Source organism: Stappia sp., assembly GCF_965276915.1.
Lineage (GTDB): Bacteria > Pseudomonadota > Alphaproteobacteria > Rhizobiales > Stappiaceae > Stappia.
In genome coordinates this window covers 3,567,201-3,588,746 of record NZ_OZ255709.1, presented here as the reverse complement: position 1 = coordinate 3,588,746, position 21,546 = coordinate 3,567,201, and the positions used below count along the sequence as shown (strand labels likewise).

Sequence of the window (21,546 nt, the reverse complement as noted above, 5' to 3'; positions counted from 1 at the left end):
GGGAATCATGTTCGGAAAGGGAGCAAGCTCAGGTGATGAAAGGGAAATTGCGAAATATTCAGGCTTTGTTCCTTTCGAAGGAGTCTGGAAAGTACCTCTGGTTGCGATCCGACGTGCGGAAATCCCTTGCGCGCAGTGGGTTGCACGGGGTAGGGGTGCTGAAGCACTGGCCGCATGACAGCGGATTGAAACTTCGAAGGCTCTTTCGTCACCTCGGCCAAAGTGCTGAAGCACTGGCCGCATGACAGCGGATTGAAACTCTCCATTTCCATGGTCGTTAACTCCCCCTGTGCTGAAGCACTGGCCGCATGACAGCGGATTGAAACTCGCCTCGATGATGAGGTGTTGCGGGCCGTGGTGCTGAAGCATTGGCCGCATGACAGCGGATTGAAACTTCACGCCGTGCTTGAGCTGGTCGCGGTACAGTGCTGAAGCACTGGCCGCATGACAGCGGATTGAAACCTTGGCCGCGAGGCAGTCGATATGTACCGGTGCTGAAGCATTGGCCGCATGACAGCGGATTGAAACAGAACGAAGGAACAAACTAAGACCCTTGAAAGTGCTGAAGCATTGGCCGCATGACAGCAGACAGCCGGGCGGGGCGACCTGCCCGGGTTCTCCGTGGCTCAGAACAGCCAGTAGTCCGCGTCGGCTTCCATCGGTGGGCTGTCGCCATAGACACGGCTGCGGGTCTCGCCATCGGCGGACAGGACATAGACGCGCAGGCTGTCGCCGTCGCCCAATTCGGCGGCGATGCGCTGGGCCAGCGCCTCGGCCCGCGCCCGTGTCAGCCGCGCCTCGAACACCGAGTACTGCACCCGTGTCGCGGCGTCCTCCAGCAGCCGGGCCACTCGCCTGCGTCGCCGGTTCGCGCCGACGTCATAGGTGAAGACCGTCAGCATCTCGCCCCGTGCCATCACGGTTCCATCAGGTAGGGGGTGAACAGCGCCGGGTCCTGCTGTTCTACCGCATCGGCCAGCCGCTGCGCCTGCCAGCGCATCATTGGCCGCCATGCCAGCCGTTGTCCGCGCCCCGGAACATTGACGACGCGGGTCGCCGCCGTTTCATAGCCGCGCACCAGTGCACGCCGCCCGGCCGGGTCGATCGCCACGCTCTTCGGATGCACCTCGAACATTTCGGGGCGCAGGCGGCGGGCATTGAACAGATAAGCGGCGATGCCTTCAGTCAGCGGGGTGCGGAAGGGTTCCATCAGGTCCCACACCAGCGCCCAGTTGCCGTCGCGTGCGGCATGCAGGAAGCCGAAGCCGGGGTGGAGGCCGCTCGCGCCGATGGACTGCGCGACATCGCGTTCCAGTATCCCCGTCAGGTAGTTGATCGCCGCGTTCAGCGGATCGGTTGCGGGCCGTCTGCGGCGGAATGGCACTGGCGCACCGTCGGCCAGACGCCCGAGCGCCGGCCAGAACAGCGCGGCGGCGTGCCCCTCGGCGCCGCGCAGGGCGGCGACATCGGCAAAGCCTTGCAATTTCGCCAGGTGCCGCTTCAGCGTGGCCAGAGCAGCCGTAACCTCGCCATCAGCAACCTTCCGGTTCAGGCGGAAGAGTTGTGTGCGCATGTTGCGGATGCGGGCATCCACCAGTGCGCGGGTCACGGCCGTGGCAAAATCTCCGTCCAGCGCCGCCCGCGCCTGCGCCAGATGCAGCCCGGCCCTGTCCATGCCGCGCGGGGTCCACATCGCCGCCGTTTCGCCCCTTGGGCCGACGATCGCCATCGGTACGTCGTTGCGCAGGGCAAGTCGCTGGGCCTCCCAAGACACCTCGACGCCGGAACCGATCTCGATCCGACCGACGCGCGAGGGTGCGATTCCGGCCAGCAGGTGCCCGCCCGTCGCCATCACGGCAAACACATGCCCCTCGACCAGCAACTGGCGTCCGGGCTCGGTGACATGCAGAACCCGCGTTCCCCGATCATAGCCTGCGCGCCCCTCGTGTTCAGTGCGCTCCTCGGTCTCGGCATCTGCTTCAGCCACGGCGCGCAAGGCTGATACCGGATCCTCCTCGCGGTCCTCGTCCGTCGATTGCATCTGCAGGCCACGCACGAACAAATCGCCCAGAAACTCGAAACCACGGTCGAAGTCGCGCACCCGGCTACCGGCGGCGTGCATCTCCAGTCCCTCTTCGGCGAGCACTTCTCGGGCTTCGGCGAGTGCGGCCTCGGCGCTGTCGCGCTTGCGGGCAAGAATGATGAAATCATCCCCATAGCGGATCAGCCGCAGTCCCTTGTCATCAATCGCGTCGTCCAGTGCGTCCAGGTAGAGGTTCGACAACAGCGGCGACAGCGGCGAGCCTTGCGGCACGCCGCGCCCCGCCACGCCGCTGTCCTGCGCCTGGCCCTCCAGGATCAGCGCCACCAGGTCGACAACCCGGCCCGCCCCCTTGTGCCCGGCCAGTGCGACATCGAGCTTGGACAGCAGCCGGTCATGGCGGACATTGTCGAAGAACGAGACGATATCGGCCTCGACCACATGCCAGAAGCCGCGGTCGCGCCATCTGGCCACCGCTGCAAGCGCCTGTTTGACAGACCGACCGGGGCGGTAGGCGAAACTGGCATCGCTGAACTGTGGTTCAAGGATCGGCGTCAGCGACAGGCCGACCGCCCCATGCACCACCCGGTCCGGCACGGGCGGGATCATCAACCGTCTGGTGCCGCCCTTGCGCTTGGGGATGTCCACCGCCCGCGCGGGGCCCGGTCGCCAGCGGTCCGAGCGCAGGGTGCCGGACAGCCGCAGCAACCGCTGTGTCACACCTTCGGCAAAGCGCGCGACGCTCATGCCGTCGCCGCCGGCAGCGCCATTGTTGGCCAGAACCCGCGCCCAGGACGCCCGCAGGCTGGACAGGTCGGTTGTCGCAAGCCACAATTCATCTGCCGGGGGCTGGCGGTAACGGGGCATCCTTGCGAAATCCGGTTCGGAAAGGAGGTAGCTTCATATGAAATATCAGGAAAACAGCGGTATTCCGACTTTGTTCTTATACACTCTCTCGCCAATGATACTCTGGTCCGGATCGATCGGGAAAAAAATCATTGCCGGAAACAGCTTGCAGAATGTGGGTGCTGAAGCATTGGCCGCATGACAGCGGATTGAAACGCAGATGCCGGCACGGCAGCAACCAGGGTTGCGTGCTGAAGCATTGGCCGCATGACAGCGGATTGAAACCCCTCCAAATTGTCGCTGTTACGAATGACGGTGCTGAAGAACTGGCCGCATGACAGCGGATTGAAACTGGATCGTTGACCTCTTACGCGGCCCCGGTCATCGTGGGCCGATGACGGACGCGATCCCTACGGGTCTGGCGCAATGGCTGGCCGCGCCGGCCGCGGGGGGCGATCTCGCGGCTATCGCGTCGCTGTGGCGCGATCAGGACTGCAGCGTCATTCTCGCCCCGGTGGCACCGGTCGATGCGGGGATCGGTGCGCACCTTCGCCGGTCCTATCTCGGTGCTCTGGCTTCTGGTGCCTCGGCAGCCGCGCGGGCCGGCCAACCGTGCCCGTGGGACCCGCCTTGCGCACTGGATGTTTTCCTGCGCGAGCAGCTGCGGTCCGGAGGCGACGGGCTGCCGAAGCCGTACGTCTTGTTCTGGCACCAACAAGGCCCCGTCCTCACCGTCACCCTGCGCGTGTTCGGCACGGCTTGCGATTGGTTCCCGGTTGCGGCCGAGGCACTGGTGGCCGGCCTTTCCGGCATCCTGCCCTGGACCAAGGCTGTGAAGGGGCAGCGCGCGGCGCCCGAACTTCTTGCACGGCAGACCGGGATTACGCCTTGGGCAGAGGTGCCCGAGGGCCCGCTGACCTTGCGTCTTCTCTCGCCCATGGATGATGAAGGCACCCGGCCGGCAGACAATCGAGACATCGCCGCGCGTATCCTGTCACGCACGCTGCGGCGGGTAGATGCGCTAGCGCGCTGGAGCGGTGCGTCCCTGACCGAGGACGCCCATCGCCAGTTGACCGCCGCCGCCCATGATGTTCAGGCCCAGGCCTTGCGCCTTACGCGCGGCAAGACTGCAAGCCCCAACCGAAAGGGTGAAGCTCGGACGAGGCAGGTGGTCACCGGTGAAATCGACTTGCCCACAATCCCCGCGGACCTGCGTTTGCTGCTGGCGTTTGCCGTCCGCAGCCATATCGGGCGCGGTACGAATGAAGGGCTGGGGAGGATCGGCATCGGACAGAATGCACGCCTGATCGAAAGCCGCGCGGCTGTGGCAGAGAAGACGGAGTGAGCCACCGGGAGCGAAGGTTTCAGCCTGCGGCGTATGGACCAGACCCGTTTCGTCGTGGCGGGTTGGGTCCGTGCGGCGCGAGCAGGTGCGAACCTGTTGATGGCAATCTGGCTTTTGCGCGACGACATAATACGGACCGGGGGAGTGAAATGGGCAGAAAATGACAATGGGGACTTGACGATAGGGATCAGATCAGGAGTGCAAGATAAAGCGAACTCGCGTTCGCACTCCCGCTGGTCGTTAAGTCATTGTCTGCACATTGTTTTTTGAGCAGCCGCCTAGTGCCATTCCGGCACCATTAGAAGGCTGCATGGTGCCGGAGAGTCGGATTCCTTCGTGGTTTCAATGGCTTGGTATGGTGCCATTGAAAGACTGAAGCCAGGCAGCTACGCCCTTCTTGCCTTTATGTCCGCCCACCTGCGATCACGCGGCTTTCGCCCTTGAACGCTCGGAACCGTCGGCCCAGGTCAGCTCTCATGGCAGACGATTTCGATGACATCTTCCGCGTCCGGCCGGGACCGCCGCACAGCCGGGGTGGCGGCGGCAAGTCGGGCGGAAACCCGTTCCGCCGCCAGGTGGAAATGGCGGTGCGCAAGGCGGGCGGCGATCCGCGCCGCATCGGACGGATGGCCGGAAGGGGGAGCGGCCGGTTCAACGCCCGCGGCCGCGGCTCCAAACTGGCGGCAGCGTTGCCCAAAGAAGGCAGCGGCTGGAAGCCCAATGAAGGCGGGATGCGCTTCCGCTCGCGCCGTGTCGTCGCGAAGGCCCGTGTCGTGAAGCTGAATGCAGGGCGCAGCGCCCGCGGTGGCCGCAGCTTCGTCACCAGCGCCAAGGCGGTCGATGCACATCTGCGCAATCTCGAACGCGACGGCGTGACCAAGGACGGCAAGACCCTCAACATCGCCGGCGACTACATCGCCTATGGCATCCGCCACCGGGCATCGGAACGGCTGACGCTGGAACTCGGCCCGCAGAGCGAGCGGGAGGTTGCCCAAAAGCTCGCCAGGGAAATCGATGCCGACCGGCTGACACGGCTCGACCGGATGCTGATCTCCCAGCAACGGGACCACGGCCTGGTCGATCTCAATCCGAATGCGAGCGACAGCTACACCATCCGCGCCAACCGCTATCTGCTGATCGACCGGGTGCGCAAGCTGGAGCGCATGGGGCTGGCGGGAGAAATCGACACCGGACAATGGTCGTTGTCCGACAAGGCCGAGAAGACGCTGAGGGATCTTGGCATCCGCAACGACATCATCAAGACCATGCACCGGGCGCTGACGGCCCATGACCTGGCCGAAGAGCGATCACCGGGCAGCTACGAAATGCATGGGGCAAGCATCAAGGAACCGATCATCGGCCGTGTGCTGGCCAAGGGGCTGGCCGGCGACCAGATGAGCGACCGGCTGCATGTCATCATCAATGGGGTCGACGGCCGCACCCACTATGTGGAGACAGTCGACGCGGCAAGGCTCAATGACATCGACAACGGCCACATCGTCGCCCTGGGGCCGGTCCAGGCCAAGACCGAGCCACGAGCTGCTGACATCAACATCCGCGATGCCACGGACGAGAACGGCATCTACCGGCCAAGCCACCACCTGGAGCTGGCGCGCGACAAGATCAAGCGCATCGGCGGGGATCCTGATGCCTTTATCCGGTCCCATGTTCGTCGCCTCGAAGCGCTGCGTCGGGCAGGGCACGTCGAGCGCGTCGACGAGAACCATTGGAAGGTTCCGCCCGACCTGCCGGAACGCGGCCTCGCCCATGACACCCGCAACAGGGGCAAGGACTTCACCGTGCGCATGCTTTCGGCTTTCGATCTTGAAGCGCAGATCGGCAGCGACGGCGCCACATGGCTCGACCGCGAGCTCACGTCAGGCGACCAGACCAAGCTCGTGCCCAGCGGTTTCGGGAGGGAGCTTACCCAAGCGCTCGACAAGCGCACCTTCAAACTGGTCGAGATGGGCATTGCCACACGGGATGCGACAAACGGCGTCATCACCTTTCCGCGGGGCATGCTGCGCACGCTCGAACGCCAGGAGGTGGCTCGCGTTGGGCGCAAGATAGCCAAGGCCAGAGAGCGAGTGTTCACGACGGTGGAAATCGCAGACGAAGCACGCGGCAAGCTCGTCGGCGCCGCCAATCTCGCCAGCGGCCGCTACGCGATGCTCGACGACGGGTTCCGGTTCCATCTCGTGCCCTGGGAGCCGATGCTGGAAAAGCGGATCGGCCAGACCATCAGCGCCCATATCCGAACCACCGGAGGCATCGAATGGACCTTTGGCCGGCAGCGCGGGATTGGCATCGGGATGTGAGTGGCATGGCATCCCTTACTGGATGGCTGCTGCCGGTCCTGCTCTTTGGACGCGTCAGTTGCGCGCCAGCAGCCGTCCTCGCCAAAGCCGATCTCGAAATGTTGTGTTTGGTGCTGTAAACTGGACTGTCAGGTCTTGGCAGCAGTCACGCAGATAGCTGCCGTTCTGCAGCCGACCCCATTGCGGTCTTCTGGGATGGTTTCGTTGCATCCCAGAACCTGCCATTCGTTCGGCTCAAACGGACGGCTGGAACTGCGGCCAGAAGCGGACTGGCGGCTTGCGGTGATAGGATTCGAGTAGATGATCAGCTACCCCCCTTTTGGCTGCCGCCAGCCATGTCTGCCCGTCAAGAGCTGGCTGTCAGCAAACGCTATCTCGGTCCAGAAATCTCTCGTCCCGAACGTGAGGTGCTGTAGCGGACGGAATGCGGCAGAAACGGACGGCGCACGATCCAGGGCATAGAGGAGCTGGCCAAGGTCCATCCAATAGACATCGATGAAGTATGGGAACAAATCGAGCTCTCCTTGGTCATTGGTGGGCGCGACCTTGGCGAGCCGATCGAGAATCTCGGTTGTTGCCGCGTTGAAGTCCTCAATCGCCTTCACATCTTCGGCCTTAGCGCTAACCGAACCGAACTTTCGGCCCAGGATTGCCGGCATGGCAGTGGCGGTGAGCAACCGGTCCATGATCGGACCGTAGCTCAGCGGAGAAACAGCCACCTTGAAGACCTTGAGGTCTTCCATCTTTTCGTCACCGGAAGTCAGGGGCGGCAGACCAGTCTTGCGAAGATAGAAGTCGTGGCGGACCAGTTGCTTGAGTATCGCGAGGAAACTATCGGCGTAGTCGATAAATCCCGAATAGATGATCCCCGAGCGTGCTTTGGCGGTGAGCGACTTGGCCTTCGTCTCGAATAGCACGAGCGCGCTTTCGTCCCGCGTGCCTACGTCAAGTTGAAACACTTGGTTGTCGCGTTCGTAGGATACATCCGGCGCCACAATGGGTGGCGACTTCTCGCGGCAGGCGGCCGCAATCGCCAATTCCAGCACCTGCCCCGTAACTTCGGCAGCTCGCGATTTGGGTAACCGTCGCCAGATCAGCCTGAACAGCATCTCGCAGGCAGCGTTGACCGCCAGCGGACGTGGCAGCAAGGCGACGCTGTTGTCCGTTGCTTCGAAGATCAGAAACCTGTCCTGGTTTCGGTGGTGACTGTCTGCCGGTTCCTTATAGCCTGGGTTGACCTTGTCTTTGTTGCCGAGGGCTTCGCGCCAAAGGATCGGGTGCGAAGCACGGACTGGCCCGGATGCGAATAGCCGAAGTTCGGTATCGTGACTCTGAACGAGAAGGAGCCGCAGCTCGTTCAGTAGATCGACTAACTTGAACCCGAGCTTTTCCTCGTCCACCGGCTTCAGGCAATCCTTCAGAGCATCGCTGATTTTCATCACGATGAGCTGCGGCGCCTGCGGAAGCGAAAACAGCTCGCGCCATGTGATACTTTCCCGCAGAACCCGCTCGAACTCCTCTGGCGGAATCCGAGCCATCTGCTCGTACTGGCTGTATCGCTGGCAGTCGTGGATGGCGGCAAAATCTCTCGCCAAATCCGTCAGCGTTTTCCAAGCAACCTCTGGCTTGTTTGCGCTGCCCGGAGAGCCGAGGTTCGCGATGGCAAGTGTTAGGAGCCAGCCCCATGGATAGGCCGGCGCATACTCTCTTGGCGTTGATGAGACCCTATTGCCGAAGATGAAAAACCCGTCATGGACAGCCTTGCTCTCAACCAGTACCCGAAAAATCTGCTGGGCGCAGGAAGCGCCCCCTAAGAGCTTCACCAGCGAGATAATCTGATTGCAGATTTGCTTGACGGTTTCCGGCGATGCGTATGGTCCGAATGCCGAAGCTTCGATTCTGTATCCTCGTTTGATCAGGCGACTCGCAGCCTTGCCAACATGAGCGACCCGCTCGGTCCATGACGGCTCCTTAAGAAAGTCAGGCTGCTTCTTCGCCCAGCATATCGCTTCTATCCACGCCTCTGGGTGGTCGAAACCGGCATATCGATCCCCGGACACATCCTTGCTCACTATGCCCAACGTGATGGCAACTGCTTCAGACATCAGACCTGCTGAGGCCGCAATCTGAATTGAGCGCGACAATCGCCAGAGATCTGCTGCATTTAGGCCACCCTCTGCAACTGCTAGAAGTTCGCTGGGCGGACGCGGGTCGGCGAAGCGGCTCTTCTCGGCGTTCAGGAAATATTCCTCGAAAAGCTTGTGATCATCTTTGTGCAACATCTGACCACACTATTCGATCCCTCCGTCTTGTAGAAGGCTCCCGCTATCAGCAAAAGTCTATTGAAGTGACTGCTCTTACACCCAATCTTAACCCTGTTGAATGACCGCAATAGGTGCGCCTAACCGCCGAAATGTGGTGACCACCGGAGTGACCGCTTTACCGACTGAGTCGCTCAAAACCCGACATTCGGGAATCCACCCCATTTCAGACGTGAACGGCGTCGCGGCTTAACGGCTGCTTTCGAGGTTCGGTCTCACCAACCTGAACGTCCAACGTGAAGGCGCTAAGCCGTCATTTCCCGCGAGCATGGCCAAGGTCTCCTTCGCTGAAAGGCTAACCCCGTTCCGCTCAGATGATCACTCGCTGTTAATCGGCCGCGCCAGCCGAACGCCTGGACCACCGCCATTCTGTGAAATGAACTCTACGCCAGCAGCTTCAAGTGCTCTCCGAAGCGCTTCAATCGTCACCTTGTTGGCTTTCAACGGCCCGGAATTCGGCTCAAGCCGCTTAATGGTTGCGAGAGAGACCATGGACACGGCGGCTAAAGTTTTCTGGTCCCATTGCAGCAGCGCTCTTGCCGCTCGTAACTGTTCACTCGTGACTGTCATATGGACTCTGAGTATCATTTGATGCCACAGGCATTGAATCTATGGCAAAGTTCACGTAGGGTAGTCCGCGATTCTGAGTGCGTTCGCACTGCAACTTTGCGCGCGCAACCAGCATTTAAAGCGGCCGAACGCAATGTTGACGCATCGCGATCGGCCTGACCACAACCCAAGCTGTAAGGGAGCTCGGATCATGGATGATTCGGACGATACCACGACTCTGCCTTCCGTCACCCGCAGGCGTTTGCTGAAGGGAACGATAGCGACAACGGCAGCGTGGCCGTTGCAAGACGGGGCGGCGATTGCCGGCGTGCTGGCCAGCAACTCGTCCTTCGACCCGACGCTTTCGCTCTGGCGCGAGTGGAAAGCCGCGTATCTCCACACCGCCGCCCTGTGCCGCAAGCAGCAGCGTTTGGAAACGAAGCTGGTCGGCCGCGTCGGGTTCCCTCAAGCGCAGGTCCATCTGCCGGGCGAAGACGTCACCGTCTCCTGGCTTGGGGACATCGAGGAGCTGTTGGGCGACGATCCCGCGCTGGCCAACATTCGCTCCCAGGCCGAAGCCGATCTCGCCGCCCATCAGGCGCGCTGGGCGGCGGCCGATGCTCAGATCGGCTATTCCTCCGCCAAACGGGAAGAGCAGGAGGCGTCCGACCACGAACAGGGCGTGTTCGATAGCTTAACCCACACGCCCGCCACCTCGCTTTCTGGCGTGGCCGGTAAGCTTGATGCCATCCTGCACGAGGGCGAGAGTGGGGAAAACTGCTCCGACTTTCCCTGGCCACAGGTGCGCTCGGTGCTCGTCGATGTCGTCCGCATCGGGCAGAGGCTGCAGCCTGATGCTTTCATGCCGGGCAGCGATCGTAAGGGGCCGTATCAGCGCCGCCATAGGGACGGCTGCAGCGTTCGGGTCAGGAAGGCTCCGGACGGGAGTTGAAGGCCTGGGCCCGCCAAAAACCTGACGCCCTCGATGCCGAACTCACTGGACCTCGCCGATCCTGAGGAGGTGGCCGCAATGCCCTACGGGAGGCAGACTTCCGCTTCTGGTTTGAAGTGTTCGTCAAGCCGTCTGCCGATCATGAACGGGCCTAGTAATCGCTATGCATGCGCTCGACCTTGGTTCTCGCGTGAGGGCGAGCAGTGGTCGCTTCGCCCGCAGTGACACGAGGAAGCGGCATTGGCGATGAGAGCTTCCCAGAACATACAACGCCCTATGCACCTTTATGTACCCGCCAGAACGACACGATGAAGATTCTGCTTTGAACCCGCCGATTGCCCGTATTTCCTGCCTAAACGCACAGCGTGTTGGAGAATGGCATGGAAGACGAAGCCAAGTTCGAACGGGAAGACACCGATCAGCCGGCCAACGACAATTCCGGACCGGAGCATGCCAATGTCGAGGACGCCGATATCGCACCCTGGCAGCGGGTGGGTCGGGTGGTTCTGAGCGTCACCCGACTGATCGGTCGCCAGATCGCCCGCGAGCGCTTCGAGGCCTTGCAGGTGGCAAATGACAATAGGCGCCCGGTGGAAGAGGCAGAGAGCCACGGTCGGAAGAGCAAGGAAGAAGGATAGAGGAGAAAGCTCCAATGCATCGCACTGCGTTCTACGCCCGCTACTCATCGGGCAACCAGTGGGAAACCTCCATCGAGGGCCAGTTCCGTCTGCGCGAGGAGCATGCGGCACGCGAGGATTGGGTCCAGCATGATCCTGAGGTGGTGCGGACTACCGCTTCTGGCTTGGGGCTTCACCGGCTCCAAGCCTCCTGGATAGGCAGGCGATCGGGGGTTGGACGGGCGATCGAAGTTATGGACAAGGCGGCCGGCCCTGATGACGTTGATGCCTTGCACTGCGCGCTAGGAGTTGGAAGGGCGAATGCGTGACGCAAACGTGTGAGCGCTGGCCGCGTGGGTTGAGGCGGGCTTCCGCCGCAGCCTATCTCGGCATTTCGCCTTCGCAGTTCGATAAGGAGCGGGCGGCGAGACGGATTCCAGCGCCAAAAGACTTGTTCGGAGTGCAAATTTACGATCGGCACGACCTGGACGCGATTTTTGACGGCAAGTTGATCGAAACAGGCAATGACAATGAGTTAAATGCATGGGACGCGCATTGGTTGGGTACCGCAAGCCAAAATACGTGAATGCCTACGAAGATCGACACGGCAAGCTGCGAATCTATTTACGCCGCCCTGGTCAACCGCAGGTGCCCCTGCCTGGCCCGCTGTACTCTGAGCCGTTCTGGATTGCCTACCATAAGGCGATGGAGGGCGAGGCGGTTGCCAAGGTTTCAGGGGCGCCGACGCGATCGGTTTCGGCGGCCATCGCAGCCTACTATGTAAGCGCAGAATTCAAGTCACTAGCATCTATTACACAATCAACGTACCGGAATACGCTGGAGCGATTCCGGAATGACTACGGTCACTTGCCGCTGGCCGGGATGCGGACGCAAGACGTCAACTGCGTTCTTGCCAGCATGTCGCCTGGATCGGCAGTTCATCTCCGCAAACGCCTGCATCAATTGTTTGAGTTCGCGAGAGCGGTCGGCCTCGTCACCGGCAATCCAGTTAAGGAGGCAATGCGCATTCGCAAAAAGTCGGTCGGCTATCGCACGTGGAGCGAGGCTGACATTGCCTCCTTCCGTGCCCACTGGGACGAGGGGACGCCGCAGCGACTGGCCATGGAAATCCTGCTGTACACGGGGCTGCGGCGATCGGATGCCGTGCGGATTGGCTGGCGGCATATTGTCGATGACCGAATCGAGATCGTGGCCAGCAAGACCGGCGTGGACTTGAGCATTCCGATCCATGATGAGCTATGGCGCTTCCTCAAGGAGAGGCCGCTTACCGACCCGACCTTTATCATCACCGCCTACGGCCAGCCGCGTTCCGAGAAGGCATTCACCGGCTTTATAAGCGAGGCGGCGCGTGATGCCGGGATTGAAGCACAGGCCTCACCCCACGGCCTGCGCAAGGCCGCTTGCCGCAGGCTTGCAGACGCGGGCGCCAGCGCGCATGAGATCATGGCCGTCACCGGCCACACGAAGATAGAGGAGATATTGACCTATACTAAGGCAGCGGAACAAAAGCGATTATCACAGACTGCGATGGCGAAAATGGCCGGTGCGTTCGATCTCAAATCGCCTAACCCAGATGAGCGGTTAGGCAAAAGTACCGATAACGTATTGAAAAAACTTGCGCAGATAAGCGATGTGGTACGCCCAACGGGACTCGAACCCGTGTTTCCGCCGTGAAAGGGCGGCGTCCTAGACCGCTAGACGATGGGCGCCCGGTCGGTCGATGTGCGCGGGTTATAAGCAGGTTTGCCGCGGTCGGCAAGAGGGTAGATGGTGCGTCATCCACAGGTCCGGCGACCGGCCCCGCCGGGCCCCGTGCAAAGGACGGGAGCGCCCGCCGGGCAGGTCTTTCGATGCGCCCGGCGGAGATATCGTCTTGCGGCGTGTTACCAGCTGCCGGTGTTGCCCATGGATGCCCATGGCTCCTTCGGCTCCCGGGCACCGCCCTTGTTCAGGATCTCGATCGAGATATTGTCCGGCGAACGGATGAAGGCCATGCGGCCGTCGCGCGGCGGACGGTTGATGGTCACGCCGGCTGCCGCAAGCTTCTCGCAGGTGGCGTAAATGTCGTCGACCTCATAGGCGAGATGGCCGAAATTGCGGCCGCCGTCATACTCCTCCGGGTCCCAGTTGTAGGTGAGCTCCAGCGCGGGAGCCTGTCCGTTGCGCACGGCCTCGGCATCGCCGGGTGCCGCGAGGAAAATCAGGGTGAAGCGGCCGGCCTCGCTTTCATGGCGGCGCACTTCCTCAAGACCGAACTTGTTGCAATAGAAGTCGAGCGACTCGTCAATGTCGCGGACGCGGACCATTGTGTGCAGGTAACGCATGAAAACCTCGTTTTTCCAGTATGTCCGGGGTGGAACGGCTGTTGCCGCCGGGCGGGAGGGCGTGACTTTGGCGCAAGTGCCACCGAACCCGGCGCCGCCGGCCGGGAAGGGCCGCTGGCCGGGCTTCGCGATCCCCGCCTTCGCCGTCAAACAATATGACCTTCGGCCGCGACATCAATCCCGACGGAACAAAATCGGCACACTGAAAGCCAAAACAGCATTGTTGGGCTTTGCGAATCGCTTGAAGGCCGACAAACTTGGTTAAGAAAGCGCCCATGGCACTTTTTCGCAAAATTGACTGGTTCCGGCCTCTCGGGATGCTATCCTTGGCTCGCGGAATCGACGGTATCACGGTTTTGCGCTCACGGATCCAGCTTACGGCGTATCAGAGGCAGGACTATGAAGAACTTGGGGGCAAAGCCTGTCGTGGCGGCGCGTGACGCAGGATCGGAGGATCCCGGCGTTGAGCTTGCGGTGGTCGCGGGGGCGATCAAGTGGTTCGACGTGGCGAAGGGATACGGTTTCATCGTTCCCGACGACGGCCAGCCAGATATCCTTCTTCACGTGACGTGCCTGAGACGCGACGGGTTCCGCACGGCCTATGAGGGCGCTCGCATTGTCTGCGAGGTGGTGCCCGGGTCCCGCGGATTGCAGGCGTTCCGTATCCTGTCGATGGACGAGTCGACCGCCGTTCACCCCTCTCAGCTGCCGCCCTCGCGCACCCATGTCCAGGTCACCCCGGAAGGTGGCTACGAGCGAGCCACAGTCAAATGGTTCAACCGTGTCAAGGGCTTCGGGTTCCTGACCCAGGGCGAGGGAACGGAAGACATCTTCGTCCACATGGAAACCCTGCGCCGTTTCGGCATTACCGAGCTGCGGCCCGGACAGACAGTCATGGTGCGCTTCGGCAAGGGGCCGAAGGGGCGCATGGCGGCCGAGATCCGGCCTGACGGGGATGGCGTCCATATCCCGTCCTCGCACTGAGCGGCCACCCCGCTTGACGAACCTGGCACTCATCGCGCATCCGCGTTCCGTCGGCTTCCGCCGGGGACGTTCCGCCTGGGGTGCCGGGACATTCCTTCTCCTGTGCTTTTCCATGCTGGTGCTTGCGTTCCTGTCCATGCCAGGTCTGGCCGGACAGGGCGATGAACTGGTGCGAGAGCCGCTGGAGATCCGCTCGGCCTCCGGAGTGCACCGCTTCGAGGTGGAGATCGCCGACACGCCGCAGGCCCGGTCCTTCGGGTTGATGCATCGGCAGCATCTCGCGTCGGATGCCGGCATGCTGTTCGACTTCAAGGAGGACCGCGAGGTCGCCTTCTGGATGAAGAACACGCTGATCTCCCTCGACATGCTGTTCATCGACCGCACCGGGCGAATTGCCCATATCGCCGCCGATACCGTGCCGCTGTCGGAAGACCTGGTGCCGTCCCGGGAGGTCGTGCGCTTTGTTCTCGAGGTACCGGCAGGCACCAGCGCCGCCCTCGGGATAGCGCCCGGCGACATGGCGACCAGCGCCACCATCAAGGCCGCGGCTGCCGACTGACCGCCGGTGCGAAGCTCCCGCACCTGATCGGCCCGAACATCGCCGCATTCGTCAGTGCAACGTTATGGCACCGTTATTTTGGCCTTTCAGGGCCCTGAAGACGCGCTTTCAGGGAGCGAATCGTTTTCCGATTCAGCGTAGTGTCGCTATCGGAAAATACGAATCGAACTATGGTTCCTTGAGTTCTGGCGTCAGGACGGATCGCGCCGGGGCGTGCAGACCAAGGAAAACGCATGGATGACGGGAAAGGGCCTGCCGGTGTTGCCGGCTGCGATGTCGATCTGAATCAGACCGGATTTTTTCAGCAAGTCATTGGCACGCTCGCCAATACCCTGGAAGAGGTTGTCGGGCTGGAGGATGCGGCTTCGTTCGTCGGCGTGGTCGGCGGGGAGATCGGCGACGAGCTTTCCCGGAAGTACAGCATGGCGCTTGGTCGCCGCGAACTGGATGTCGGCACGATTGCCGCCATCCTGGTCGATCTGAAGGCCCGCATCGGCGGAAGCTTCCGGATCGAGTCGATTACCGAAGACGAAATCTGCCTCGTCAACGGACATTGCCCCTTTGCCCGGCAGGTTGTCGGGCGACCATCGCTTTGCATGATGACAACCAATGTTTTCGGACGGATCGTATCGAGGGCCTCAGGATATGCGCATGTCGAAATCCTTGAAGCAATTGCTACCGGGCATGCCGGATGCCGCGTCCGTGTCCATCTCAGGCCACAGGCCGATATGGATGGATACGAGTTTTTCGCATGAAACCGGGCTGATGCTCGATGGGGTACGGATCGCCATCGAGAACATGCCGAAGCCGACGCTGGTCATCGATCCCGATGGGCGCGTGCATTTTTCCAACCGGCTCGCCGTCAAGCGGTTCGGCGACCTGTCGCAGGACGGGGTCTTTGCCCTGACCGGCCTGCCACGCGAACTCGTCGAGGAGCGCATGGAGCGGGCCTTCCGTGCGTCCACGCCGGCCTTCATCGGGCTCGAGGGCACCTGCGGGGCGAAGCTGACCTTTTTCGGCTGGCGGCTTGCCGGCATTCCGGGGCTGCAAACGCCGCTCGCCATCCTGCAACTGGACCAGAGCAAGTCGCTGGCCGCAAAGTTCCTCGCCGCGTCGCAGGAAGTGGCGGCACATCGCGAGCGGCTGGCTGACAGTCTCGAGCAACAGCGCAAGCTGCGCGACGAGGCCCGGCGCCTGCAGAGGCTGTCGGTCACCGACCGCATGACAGGCCTGCTCAACGCCATCGAGTTCCGCATCCAGGCGACGGCGCTGATCGCCCAGATCGGCGAAGCCTGTCCTTGCGTCACCTTTGTCTATATCGATCTCGATCATTTCAAGCAGATCAACGACCGGTTCGGCCATCTGGCAGGTGACGCGGCGATCCGGTCGGTCGCACGGGTGCTGAAACGGGCGGTGCGAGAGACCGATATCGTGGGGCGGATGGGGGGCGACGAATTCATGATCGCCTTTGCCGGGGCGACCAGCCACGACATTTGCGAGCGCGTCGAGGAGATCAGCGACCAGATCCGCGAACCGCTGCGCTGGCGCCCGCCCGACGGTGGTCCGCCCTGCCTTCTTGCGACCTCCGCTTCGGTCGGCCTGCACGGTATCAGCGATCCGAACACGGGCTTCGACACGGTGCTGCGCGCGGCGGAAGCGCGGATGTACGATATGAAACATATCAGCCGGGAAGTCTGATCCGGTTGTTCGGCGTATCGTGCGGCCGGCGACGCCTGCCACCGGCGAGCAAAGGTCTGCATTTGCCATGCCTGCGCCTTGTTTTCCCTGTTCGTTCCCGGTTGACGCGGTGGGGCGAAGCCCGATACACCGCATCTTTCCAAGGTCCGGGGTATAGCGCAGCCTGGTAGCGCATCTGCTTTGGGAGCAGAGGGTCGCAAGTTCGAATCTTGCTGCCCCGACCAACCACTCGTTCCGGCCAGGGAACGGGAACCGCGGAGCGGTACGCTCGCTTGAGCCCGCTCCGGATCCCGTCATTTTCGAACAATCTCGACAATTCCGGGCAGAAATTTTCGAAAACTTGTCGTGATTCTGCGCGATTTTTGTCGCACCGGAGAGATCGCGCCGCCGACCGCGGCCGAATCCCCAGGATCGAGGGCTTTGCCGAGTTGACTTCGGCCGGCGAACCAATGAATAACCGGGGATGAGCGGCAGCGCGCGCGGGAACAGTGCGAGGATGCCGATGGTGTCGCGTCTCGGGACTTTCGCGAAAGCGGACCCTGCCGGCGCAATGTTCCGAGCAAGGGTTCTGACCATGGTCGCACGCATCTATTCCCCGGCGAAGACAGCCACCCAGTCGGGTCGCGGCAAGGCCCATGACTGGGTGCTTGAATTCGTGCCGGAACAGGCGCGCTCCATCGAGCCGCTGATGGGCTACACGTCCTCCACCGACATGAAGCAGCAGGTGCGGCTTCGCTTCGAGACGCAGGACGAGGCGATCGCCTATGCCAAGAAGAACGGCATCGCCTACCGGGTCGAGATCCAGCGCGAGCGCCGCGTGCCGAAGATCGCCTATTCCGACAATTTCAAGTACGACCGCTACATGCCCTGGACGCACTGAGCGTCCGGTTCGAACAGTCCTGACCGCGCGGCCTTGCCGGTCGCGCGCCCGCGCCGCGGACGGCTTCCCGCCGCCGCGCCGCCGACGGCCCCGTAGCTCAGCTGGATAGAGCACCGGCCTTCTAAGCCGATGGTCGCAGGTTCAAGTCCTGCCGGGGTCGCCAGTTTTCCTCTGCCCCATCCGCCTATTCGGCCGCGTCGCGGCGCGGAAGAACCCAGCCGGCTCGCGGGAAGTGGCAGGTATAGCCGTTGGGAAAGCGCTCCAGATAGTCCTGGTGCTCGGGCTCGGCCTCCCAAAAATCCCCGACCGGCTCGACCTCGGTCACAACCTTGCCCGGCCACAGACCGGACGCCTCGACATCCGCGATCGTGTCCTGCGCAATCCGCTGCTGCTCGTCGGACGTGTAGTAGATGGCGGAACGGTAGGACGGGCCGATGTCGTTGCCCTGACGGTTGCGGGTGGTGGGATCGTGGATCTGGAAGAAGAATTCCAGCAGCCTGCGATAGTTCGTGACCTGCGGATCGAAGATGATCTCGATCCCCTCGGCGTGGCTGCCGTGATTGCGGTAGGTCGCATTCGGCACATCGCCGCCCGTATAGCCGACGCGGGTCGCAAGGACACCGGGCAGGGCGCGGATCAGGTCCTGCATGCCCCAGAAGCAGCCTCCGGCCAGAACAGCGCGCTCGTTCATCATGCGTCCTCCAGAAGTTTGCGGAAGGTCCCCGAACGCTTTCAAGCGTCGGGCACGCCTTCAAGTATAGGGCAAGGCGGCCGGGTGGGAAGGCAGCGGGCATCATGCCCGTCCCGCCTTGTCCCTGTCCCAGTCCCTGTGCTTGTGCCTGTGTCGGCCCGGCCGGACCGGGCGAGGGATGTTCCTGTCCGGCGGGGTCTGGCGCTCCGATCAAGTTGCGAAGAGCTGGTCCATGTTGGCAAACGCCTTCAGCTCGACCGCGTTTCCGGCCGGATCGGTGAAGAACATCGTTGCCTGCTCGCCGGGCTGTCCCTTGAAGCGGATATAGGGCTCGATGACGAAGTCGACACCGGCCGCGGTCAGCCGGTCGGCCATCTGCTGCCACTCGTCCATCGCCATCACGAGGCCGAAATGGCGCACCGGCACTCCGTGTCCGTCGACCGCGCTGGTCGCGCCCTTGCCGGTTTCCTCCGGTGCGAGATGGGCAACGATCTGGTGGCCGTAGAAGTCGAAATCCACCCAGTGGGGCGAACTGCGGCCCTCGCGGCAGCCGAGAAGCCCCTTGTAGAAGGCGCGGGCGGCCTCGAGATCGTCGACCGGAAAAGCGAGGTGGAAGGGGCGAATGGCACGGTCCGTCATGGTCAGCTCCTGAAATGAATCGATCGCGGCACCCTATCAACGCCCACTCATCATTGATAACTGTATGTTGTGAGGCTGAGGAAAACAAAAGCTTATGAATGATCTCTGAACTCAAGACCCTCGTCGCCGTGGCGCGGCACGGCACCTTTGCAGCGGCGGGCGAGCGGATCGGCCTGACGCAGGCTGCCGTCAGCGGCCAGATGAAGCGGCTGGAGGAGAAGCTCGGCCAGCGCCTGTTCGACCGGACGGGCCGTTCCGCCACGCTGAACGAAACCGGGCGACGGGTGCTTGCGCGCGCCGGAGAACTGCTGGCTCTGGCCGACAGCCTGGCCGAGCCCATGGACCTTTCCAGACAGCACGGATGCCTGCGCATCGGGGCGATCGTCTCGACCCAGCCGACGCTGGTGCGCCGGGCGCTGACCGGGTTCCATCGGGCCTGCCCGGGATATCGGGTGCAAGTGATCCCGGGTCTGTCGCTCGACCTGCTGGACCGGCTCGATGCCGGCGAACTGGATCTGGCGGTGATCATCCGGCCGGGTTTTGGCCTGCCGCAGGATGTCGGCTGGGAACCCTTGGTGCGGGAGCCGTTCGTTCTGGCCGTCCCGCGGGACTGGCCGGACACGGACTGGCGGACGAGCGCCGCGACCCGGCCGTTCCTTAGATACAGCCGCCACTCCTTCGGCGGACGCCAGGTCGAGAGATTCCTCGATCAGCAGGGGGTAAGCGTCAGTGACTGGGCCGAACTCGACGACATTCCGGCGCTGCTGACGATGGTCGCCAACGGACTGGGCGTGGCGATCGTACCGCAGTCAGAGGCTTACATGGGCTATTTCGGCAAGGTCCGCACCGTGTCGCTGGATGCTCCGGACTTCGCGCGGGAGATCGGCGTTGCCGGCCCGATGGCGCGGGACGAGGTCGTTGCCCTGATGATCGGAGAGTGCCGGAAAGCACTGTGAGGGGTCGCTTGCGCCTCAAAAGTCGAGCGGAGCGTTGTCGATCACTTCCTTCATCACGAAGAAGGTGCGGGTCTGGCGGGTGCCGGGCAGGGCGATCAGCTTCTCGCCGTGCAGCCGGTTGAAATCCGCCATGTCGCGCACCCGGATCTTGAGGAAGTAGTCGAAATCCCCGGCCACCAGGTGGCAGTCGAGCACGAAGCTCAGCTTGCGCACGGCATGCTCGAACTCGGTGAAGCTTTCCGGTGTCGATCGGTCGAGCACCACCCCGACCATGACCAGCGCGCCGCGACCGACCTTGTCCGGGGCGACCATGGCGCGGACCTGCGGGATGTACCCCTCGGCCAGCAGCCTCTGGGTGCGACGGTGGCAGGTGGCGGGAGAGGTGTTGGTGCGCAGCGCCAGGTCGGCATTGGTCAGGCGCCCGTCTTCCTGCAGGAGCTTCAGAATCCTGAGATCGGTTCGGTCGAGCAGGGATGATTTGGTGGAATCTTTCATTTTTTCCGGATCAATGACGCTGTGAACTCAATCATACTCATAATACATCAACTTCATCTCGAATAGTACCTTGATTTAGAGAGTACATTTCAAAGCTGAATTGCTAGCGTTTTCGGCATCGAACACTCCTGCCGAGGACAGACATGCTGGACAAATTTGAACGTTATCCGCTGACATTCGGACCGACCCATATCGAGAAGCTCGACCGTCTTGGCGCGCATCTGGGCGGCAAGGTCGAGATCTATGCCAAGCGCGAGGACTGCAATTCCGGTCTTGCCTATGGCGGCAACAAGCTTCGCAAGCTCGAGTACATCATCCCCGATGCAATCCGGAGCGGCGCGGACACGCTCGTCTCCATCGGCGGCGTTCAGTCCAACCACACCCGCATGATCGCCGCCGTTGCGGCCAAGATCGGGTTCAAGTGCCGGCTGGTGCAGGAAAGCTGGGTACCGCACGAGGACGCGGTCTACGACCGGGTCGGCAACATCATGCTGAGCCGGATCATGGGCGCCGACGTGCAGATGGTCGACGAGGGCTTCGACATCGGCATCCGCAAGAGCTGGGAAGAGGCGCTGGCGGATGTGGAGGCAGGAGGAGGCAAGCCCTACGCGATCCCCGCCGGTGCCTCGGTGCACAAGTATGGCGGGCTCGGCTATGTCGGTTTCGCCGAGGAGGTGCGCGCGCAGGAGGCGGAACTCGGCTTCAAGTTCGACTATATCGTCGTGTGCACGGTGACCGGATCGACCCATGCCGGCATGCTGGTCGGCTTTGCCGCGGACGGCCGCGCGCGCCAGGTGATCGGCATCGACGCATCCGCAACACCCGAGCAGACGAAGGCCCAGGTTCTGGAGATCGCGCGGCGTACGGCGGATCTGGTGGAGCTGGGCCAGCCGTTGAGCGAGGACGATGTGGTGCTCGTCGAGGACTATGCCTATCCGCTCTACGGCGTGCCGTCGGAGGAGACGAAGGAAGCGATCCGCGTCTGCGCCCGTCTTGAGGGAATGATCACGGACCCTGTCTATGAGGGCAAATCCATGCAGGGCATGATGGATCTCGTCAGGAAGGGCTATTTCCCGGAAGGATCGAAAGTGCTCTATGCCCATCTCGGCGGCGCTCCGGCCCTGAACGGCTACGGTTACACGTTCCGCAACGGCTGACGACAGGGCGGCCGGTGTCATCACCGGTCGCCTTTGCCTCGATACTCGCCATGAGCACAACCTGAGGGTGATTTCGACAAAAGGGATGGAAGCTTGCCGTGCAGCAGCCTGTGCCGTGATGGCAGATGCGGTATGCGGGCGACATCGAACGCG

22 protein-coding genes and 3 tRNA genes are annotated in these 21,546 nt (G+C 62.4%); 15 read left to right on the top strand and 10 right to left on the bottom strand.

Annotated features, from left to right (window positions below):
• Positions 1–626: 626 nt before the first annotated feature.
• On the bottom strand, positions 627–917 hold the full coding sequence (cas2, locus tag ACQY46_RS16565; protein WP_428697113.1) for a CRISPR-associated endonuclease Cas2: 291 nt from the start codon (positions 915–917) through the stop codon (positions 627–629).
• Positions 917–2,908 carry a CRISPR-associated endonuclease Cas1 gene (cas1, locus tag ACQY46_RS16560; RefSeq protein WP_428697112.1) on the bottom strand — a complete coding sequence of 664 codons (1,992 nt, stop codon included), beginning with the start codon at positions 2,906–2,908 and terminating at the stop codon, positions 917–919. The genes cas2 and cas1 overlap by 1 nt, the downstream gene beginning before the upstream one ends.
• A gap of 373 nt (positions 2,909–3,281) precedes the next feature.
• On the opposite strand from cas1, the gene ACQY46_RS16555 reads away from it, so the two are divergent.
• Together ACQY46_RS16555 and ACQY46_RS16550 are read left to right on the top strand one after the other, a co-directional pair.
• Entirely contained in the window at positions 3,282–4,232 is a 951-nt protein-coding gene (locus ACQY46_RS16555) for a hypothetical protein (protein ID WP_428697111.1), read from the top strand.
• 476 nt (positions 4,233–4,708) lie between these two features.
• A complete protein-coding gene (locus ACQY46_RS16550; protein WP_428697110.1) occupies positions 4,709–6,550 on the top strand; it encodes a DUF3363 domain-containing protein in 1,842 nt (613 codons plus the stop codon).
• A gap of 308 nt (positions 6,551–6,858) precedes the next feature.
• On the opposite strand, the gene ACQY46_RS16545 is transcribed toward ACQY46_RS16550, so the two are convergent.
• Positions 6,859–8,832 (bottom strand): hypothetical protein, encoded by a 1,974-nt coding sequence (locus ACQY46_RS16545; protein WP_428697109.1) that lies wholly within the window; start codon positions 8,830–8,832, stop codon positions 6,859–6,861.
• 357 nt (positions 8,833–9,189) lie between these two features.
• Positions 9,190–9,441 (bottom strand): helix-turn-helix domain-containing protein, encoded by a 252-nt coding sequence (locus tag ACQY46_RS16540; protein WP_428697108.1) that lies wholly within the window; start codon positions 9,439–9,441, stop codon positions 9,190–9,192.
• A gap of 190 nt (positions 9,442–9,631) precedes the next feature.
• On the opposite strand from ACQY46_RS16540, the gene ACQY46_RS16535 reads away from it, so the two are divergent.
• Together ACQY46_RS16535 and ACQY46_RS16530 are read left to right on the top strand one after the other, a co-directional pair.
• Entirely contained in the window at positions 9,632–10,372 is a 741-nt protein-coding gene (locus ACQY46_RS16535; protein WP_428697107.1) for a hypothetical protein, read from the top strand.
• Positions 10,373–10,752: 380 nt separating this feature from the next.
• Positions 10,753–11,010 (top strand): hypothetical protein, encoded by a 258-nt coding sequence (locus ACQY46_RS16530; RefSeq protein WP_428697106.1) that lies wholly within the window; start codon positions 10,753–10,755, stop codon positions 11,008–11,010.
• 798 nt (positions 11,011–11,808) lie between these two features.
• Here the strand turns inward: ACQY46_RS16530 and ACQY46_RS16525 are convergent.
• Positions 11,809–12,240 (bottom strand): hypothetical protein, encoded by a 432-nt coding sequence (locus ACQY46_RS16525; protein WP_428697105.1) that lies wholly within the window; start codon positions 12,238–12,240, stop codon positions 11,809–11,811.
• Between ACQY46_RS16525 and ACQY46_RS16520 the strand changes: the two genes are divergently transcribed.
• Positions 12,121–12,684: a tyrosine-type recombinase/integrase gene (locus tag ACQY46_RS16520; protein WP_428700514.1), complete on the top strand. Its 564-nt coding sequence runs from the start codon at positions 12,121–12,123 to the stop codon at positions 12,682–12,684. The two genes, ACQY46_RS16525 and ACQY46_RS16520, sit on opposite strands and share 120 nt — an antisense overlap.
• Here ACQY46_RS16520 and ACQY46_RS16515 read toward each other — a convergent pair.
• Together ACQY46_RS16515 and ACQY46_RS16510 are read right to left on the bottom strand one after the other, a co-directional pair.
• Positions 12,644–12,719, bottom strand: a tRNA-Glu gene (locus ACQY46_RS16515). The genes ACQY46_RS16520 and ACQY46_RS16515 overlap by 41 nt on opposite strands.
• A 174-nt stretch (positions 12,720–12,893) precedes the next feature.
• On the bottom strand, positions 12,894–13,334 hold the full coding sequence (locus ACQY46_RS16510; protein ID WP_428697104.1) for a VOC family protein: 441 nt from the start codon (positions 13,332–13,334) through the stop codon (positions 12,894–12,896).
• Here ACQY46_RS16510 and ACQY46_RS16505 point away from each other — a divergent pair.
• The 8 genes from ACQY46_RS16505 (at position 13,333) to ACQY46_RS16470 (ending at position 17,618) form a co-directional block, all read left to right on the top strand.
• Entirely contained in the window at positions 13,333–13,599 is a 267-nt protein-coding gene (locus tag ACQY46_RS16505; RefSeq protein ID WP_428697103.1) for a hypothetical protein, read from the top strand. The genes ACQY46_RS16510 and ACQY46_RS16505 overlap by 2 nt on opposite strands.
• A gap of 134 nt (positions 13,600–13,733) precedes the next feature.
• Positions 13,734–14,318, top strand: a complete 585-nt coding sequence (locus ACQY46_RS16500; RefSeq protein ID WP_428697102.1) for a cold-shock protein — start codon at positions 13,734–13,736, stop codon at positions 14,316–14,318.
• Between the two features lie 13 nt (positions 14,319–14,331).
• Positions 14,332–14,877 (top strand): DUF192 domain-containing protein, encoded by a 546-nt coding sequence (locus tag ACQY46_RS16495; RefSeq protein WP_428697101.1) that lies wholly within the window; start codon positions 14,332–14,334, stop codon positions 14,875–14,877.
• 233 nt (positions 14,878–15,110) lie between these two features.
• A complete protein-coding gene (locus ACQY46_RS16490) occupies positions 15,111–15,632 on the top strand; it encodes a methanogen output domain 1-containing protein (RefSeq protein WP_428697100.1) in 522 nt (173 codons plus the stop codon).
• On the top strand, positions 15,610–16,575 hold the full coding sequence (locus ACQY46_RS16485) for a GGDEF domain-containing protein (protein ID WP_428697099.1): 966 nt from the start codon (positions 15,610–15,612) through the stop codon (positions 16,573–16,575). Before ACQY46_RS16490 ends, ACQY46_RS16485 begins: the two co-directional genes overlap by 23 nt.
• A 147-nt stretch (positions 16,576–16,722) precedes the next feature.
• A tRNA-Pro gene (locus ACQY46_RS16480) sits at positions 16,723–16,799 on the top strand.
• Between the two features lie 350 nt (positions 16,800–17,149).
• Positions 17,150–17,455, top strand: coding sequence for an ETC complex I subunit (locus ACQY46_RS16475; RefSeq protein ID WP_428700513.1), 306 nt, complete (start codon positions 17,150–17,152; stop codon positions 17,453–17,455).
• A gap of 86 nt (positions 17,456–17,541) precedes the next feature.
• Positions 17,542–17,618, top strand: a tRNA-Arg gene (locus ACQY46_RS16470).
• Between the two features lie 21 nt (positions 17,619–17,639).
• Here the strand turns inward: ACQY46_RS16470 and msrA are convergent.
• Positions 17,640–18,146 (bottom strand): peptide-methionine (S)-S-oxide reductase MsrA, encoded by a 507-nt coding sequence (gene msrA, locus ACQY46_RS16465; protein WP_428700512.1) that lies wholly within the window; start codon positions 18,144–18,146, stop codon positions 17,640–17,642.
• A gap of 210 nt (positions 18,147–18,356) precedes the next feature.
• Positions 18,357–18,785 (bottom strand): VOC family protein, encoded by a 429-nt coding sequence (locus ACQY46_RS16460; protein WP_428697098.1) that lies wholly within the window; start codon positions 18,783–18,785, stop codon positions 18,357–18,359.
• Between the two features lie 98 nt (positions 18,786–18,883).
• Here ACQY46_RS16460 and ACQY46_RS16455 point away from each other — a divergent pair, with 98 nt between their 5' ends.
• On the top strand, positions 18,884–19,741 hold the full coding sequence (locus ACQY46_RS16455) for a LysR family transcriptional regulator (protein WP_428697097.1): 858 nt from the start codon (positions 18,884–18,886) through the stop codon (positions 19,739–19,741).
• A gap of 15 nt (positions 19,742–19,756) precedes the next feature.
• Here the strand turns inward: ACQY46_RS16455 and ACQY46_RS16450 are convergent, their stop codons facing one another.
• Positions 19,757–20,236: an Lrp/AsnC family transcriptional regulator gene (locus tag ACQY46_RS16450; protein WP_428697096.1), complete on the bottom strand. Its 480-nt coding sequence runs from the start codon at positions 20,234–20,236 to the stop codon at positions 19,757–19,759.
• Positions 20,237–20,379: 143 nt separating this feature from the next.
• Here ACQY46_RS16450 and ACQY46_RS16445 point away from each other — a divergent pair, with 143 nt between their 5' ends.
• Positions 20,380–21,393 (top strand): 1-aminocyclopropane-1-carboxylate deaminase, encoded by a 1,014-nt coding sequence (locus ACQY46_RS16445; RefSeq protein WP_428697095.1) that lies wholly within the window; start codon positions 20,380–20,382, stop codon positions 21,391–21,393.
• The last annotated feature ends 153 nt before the right edge of the window (positions 21,394–21,546 follow it).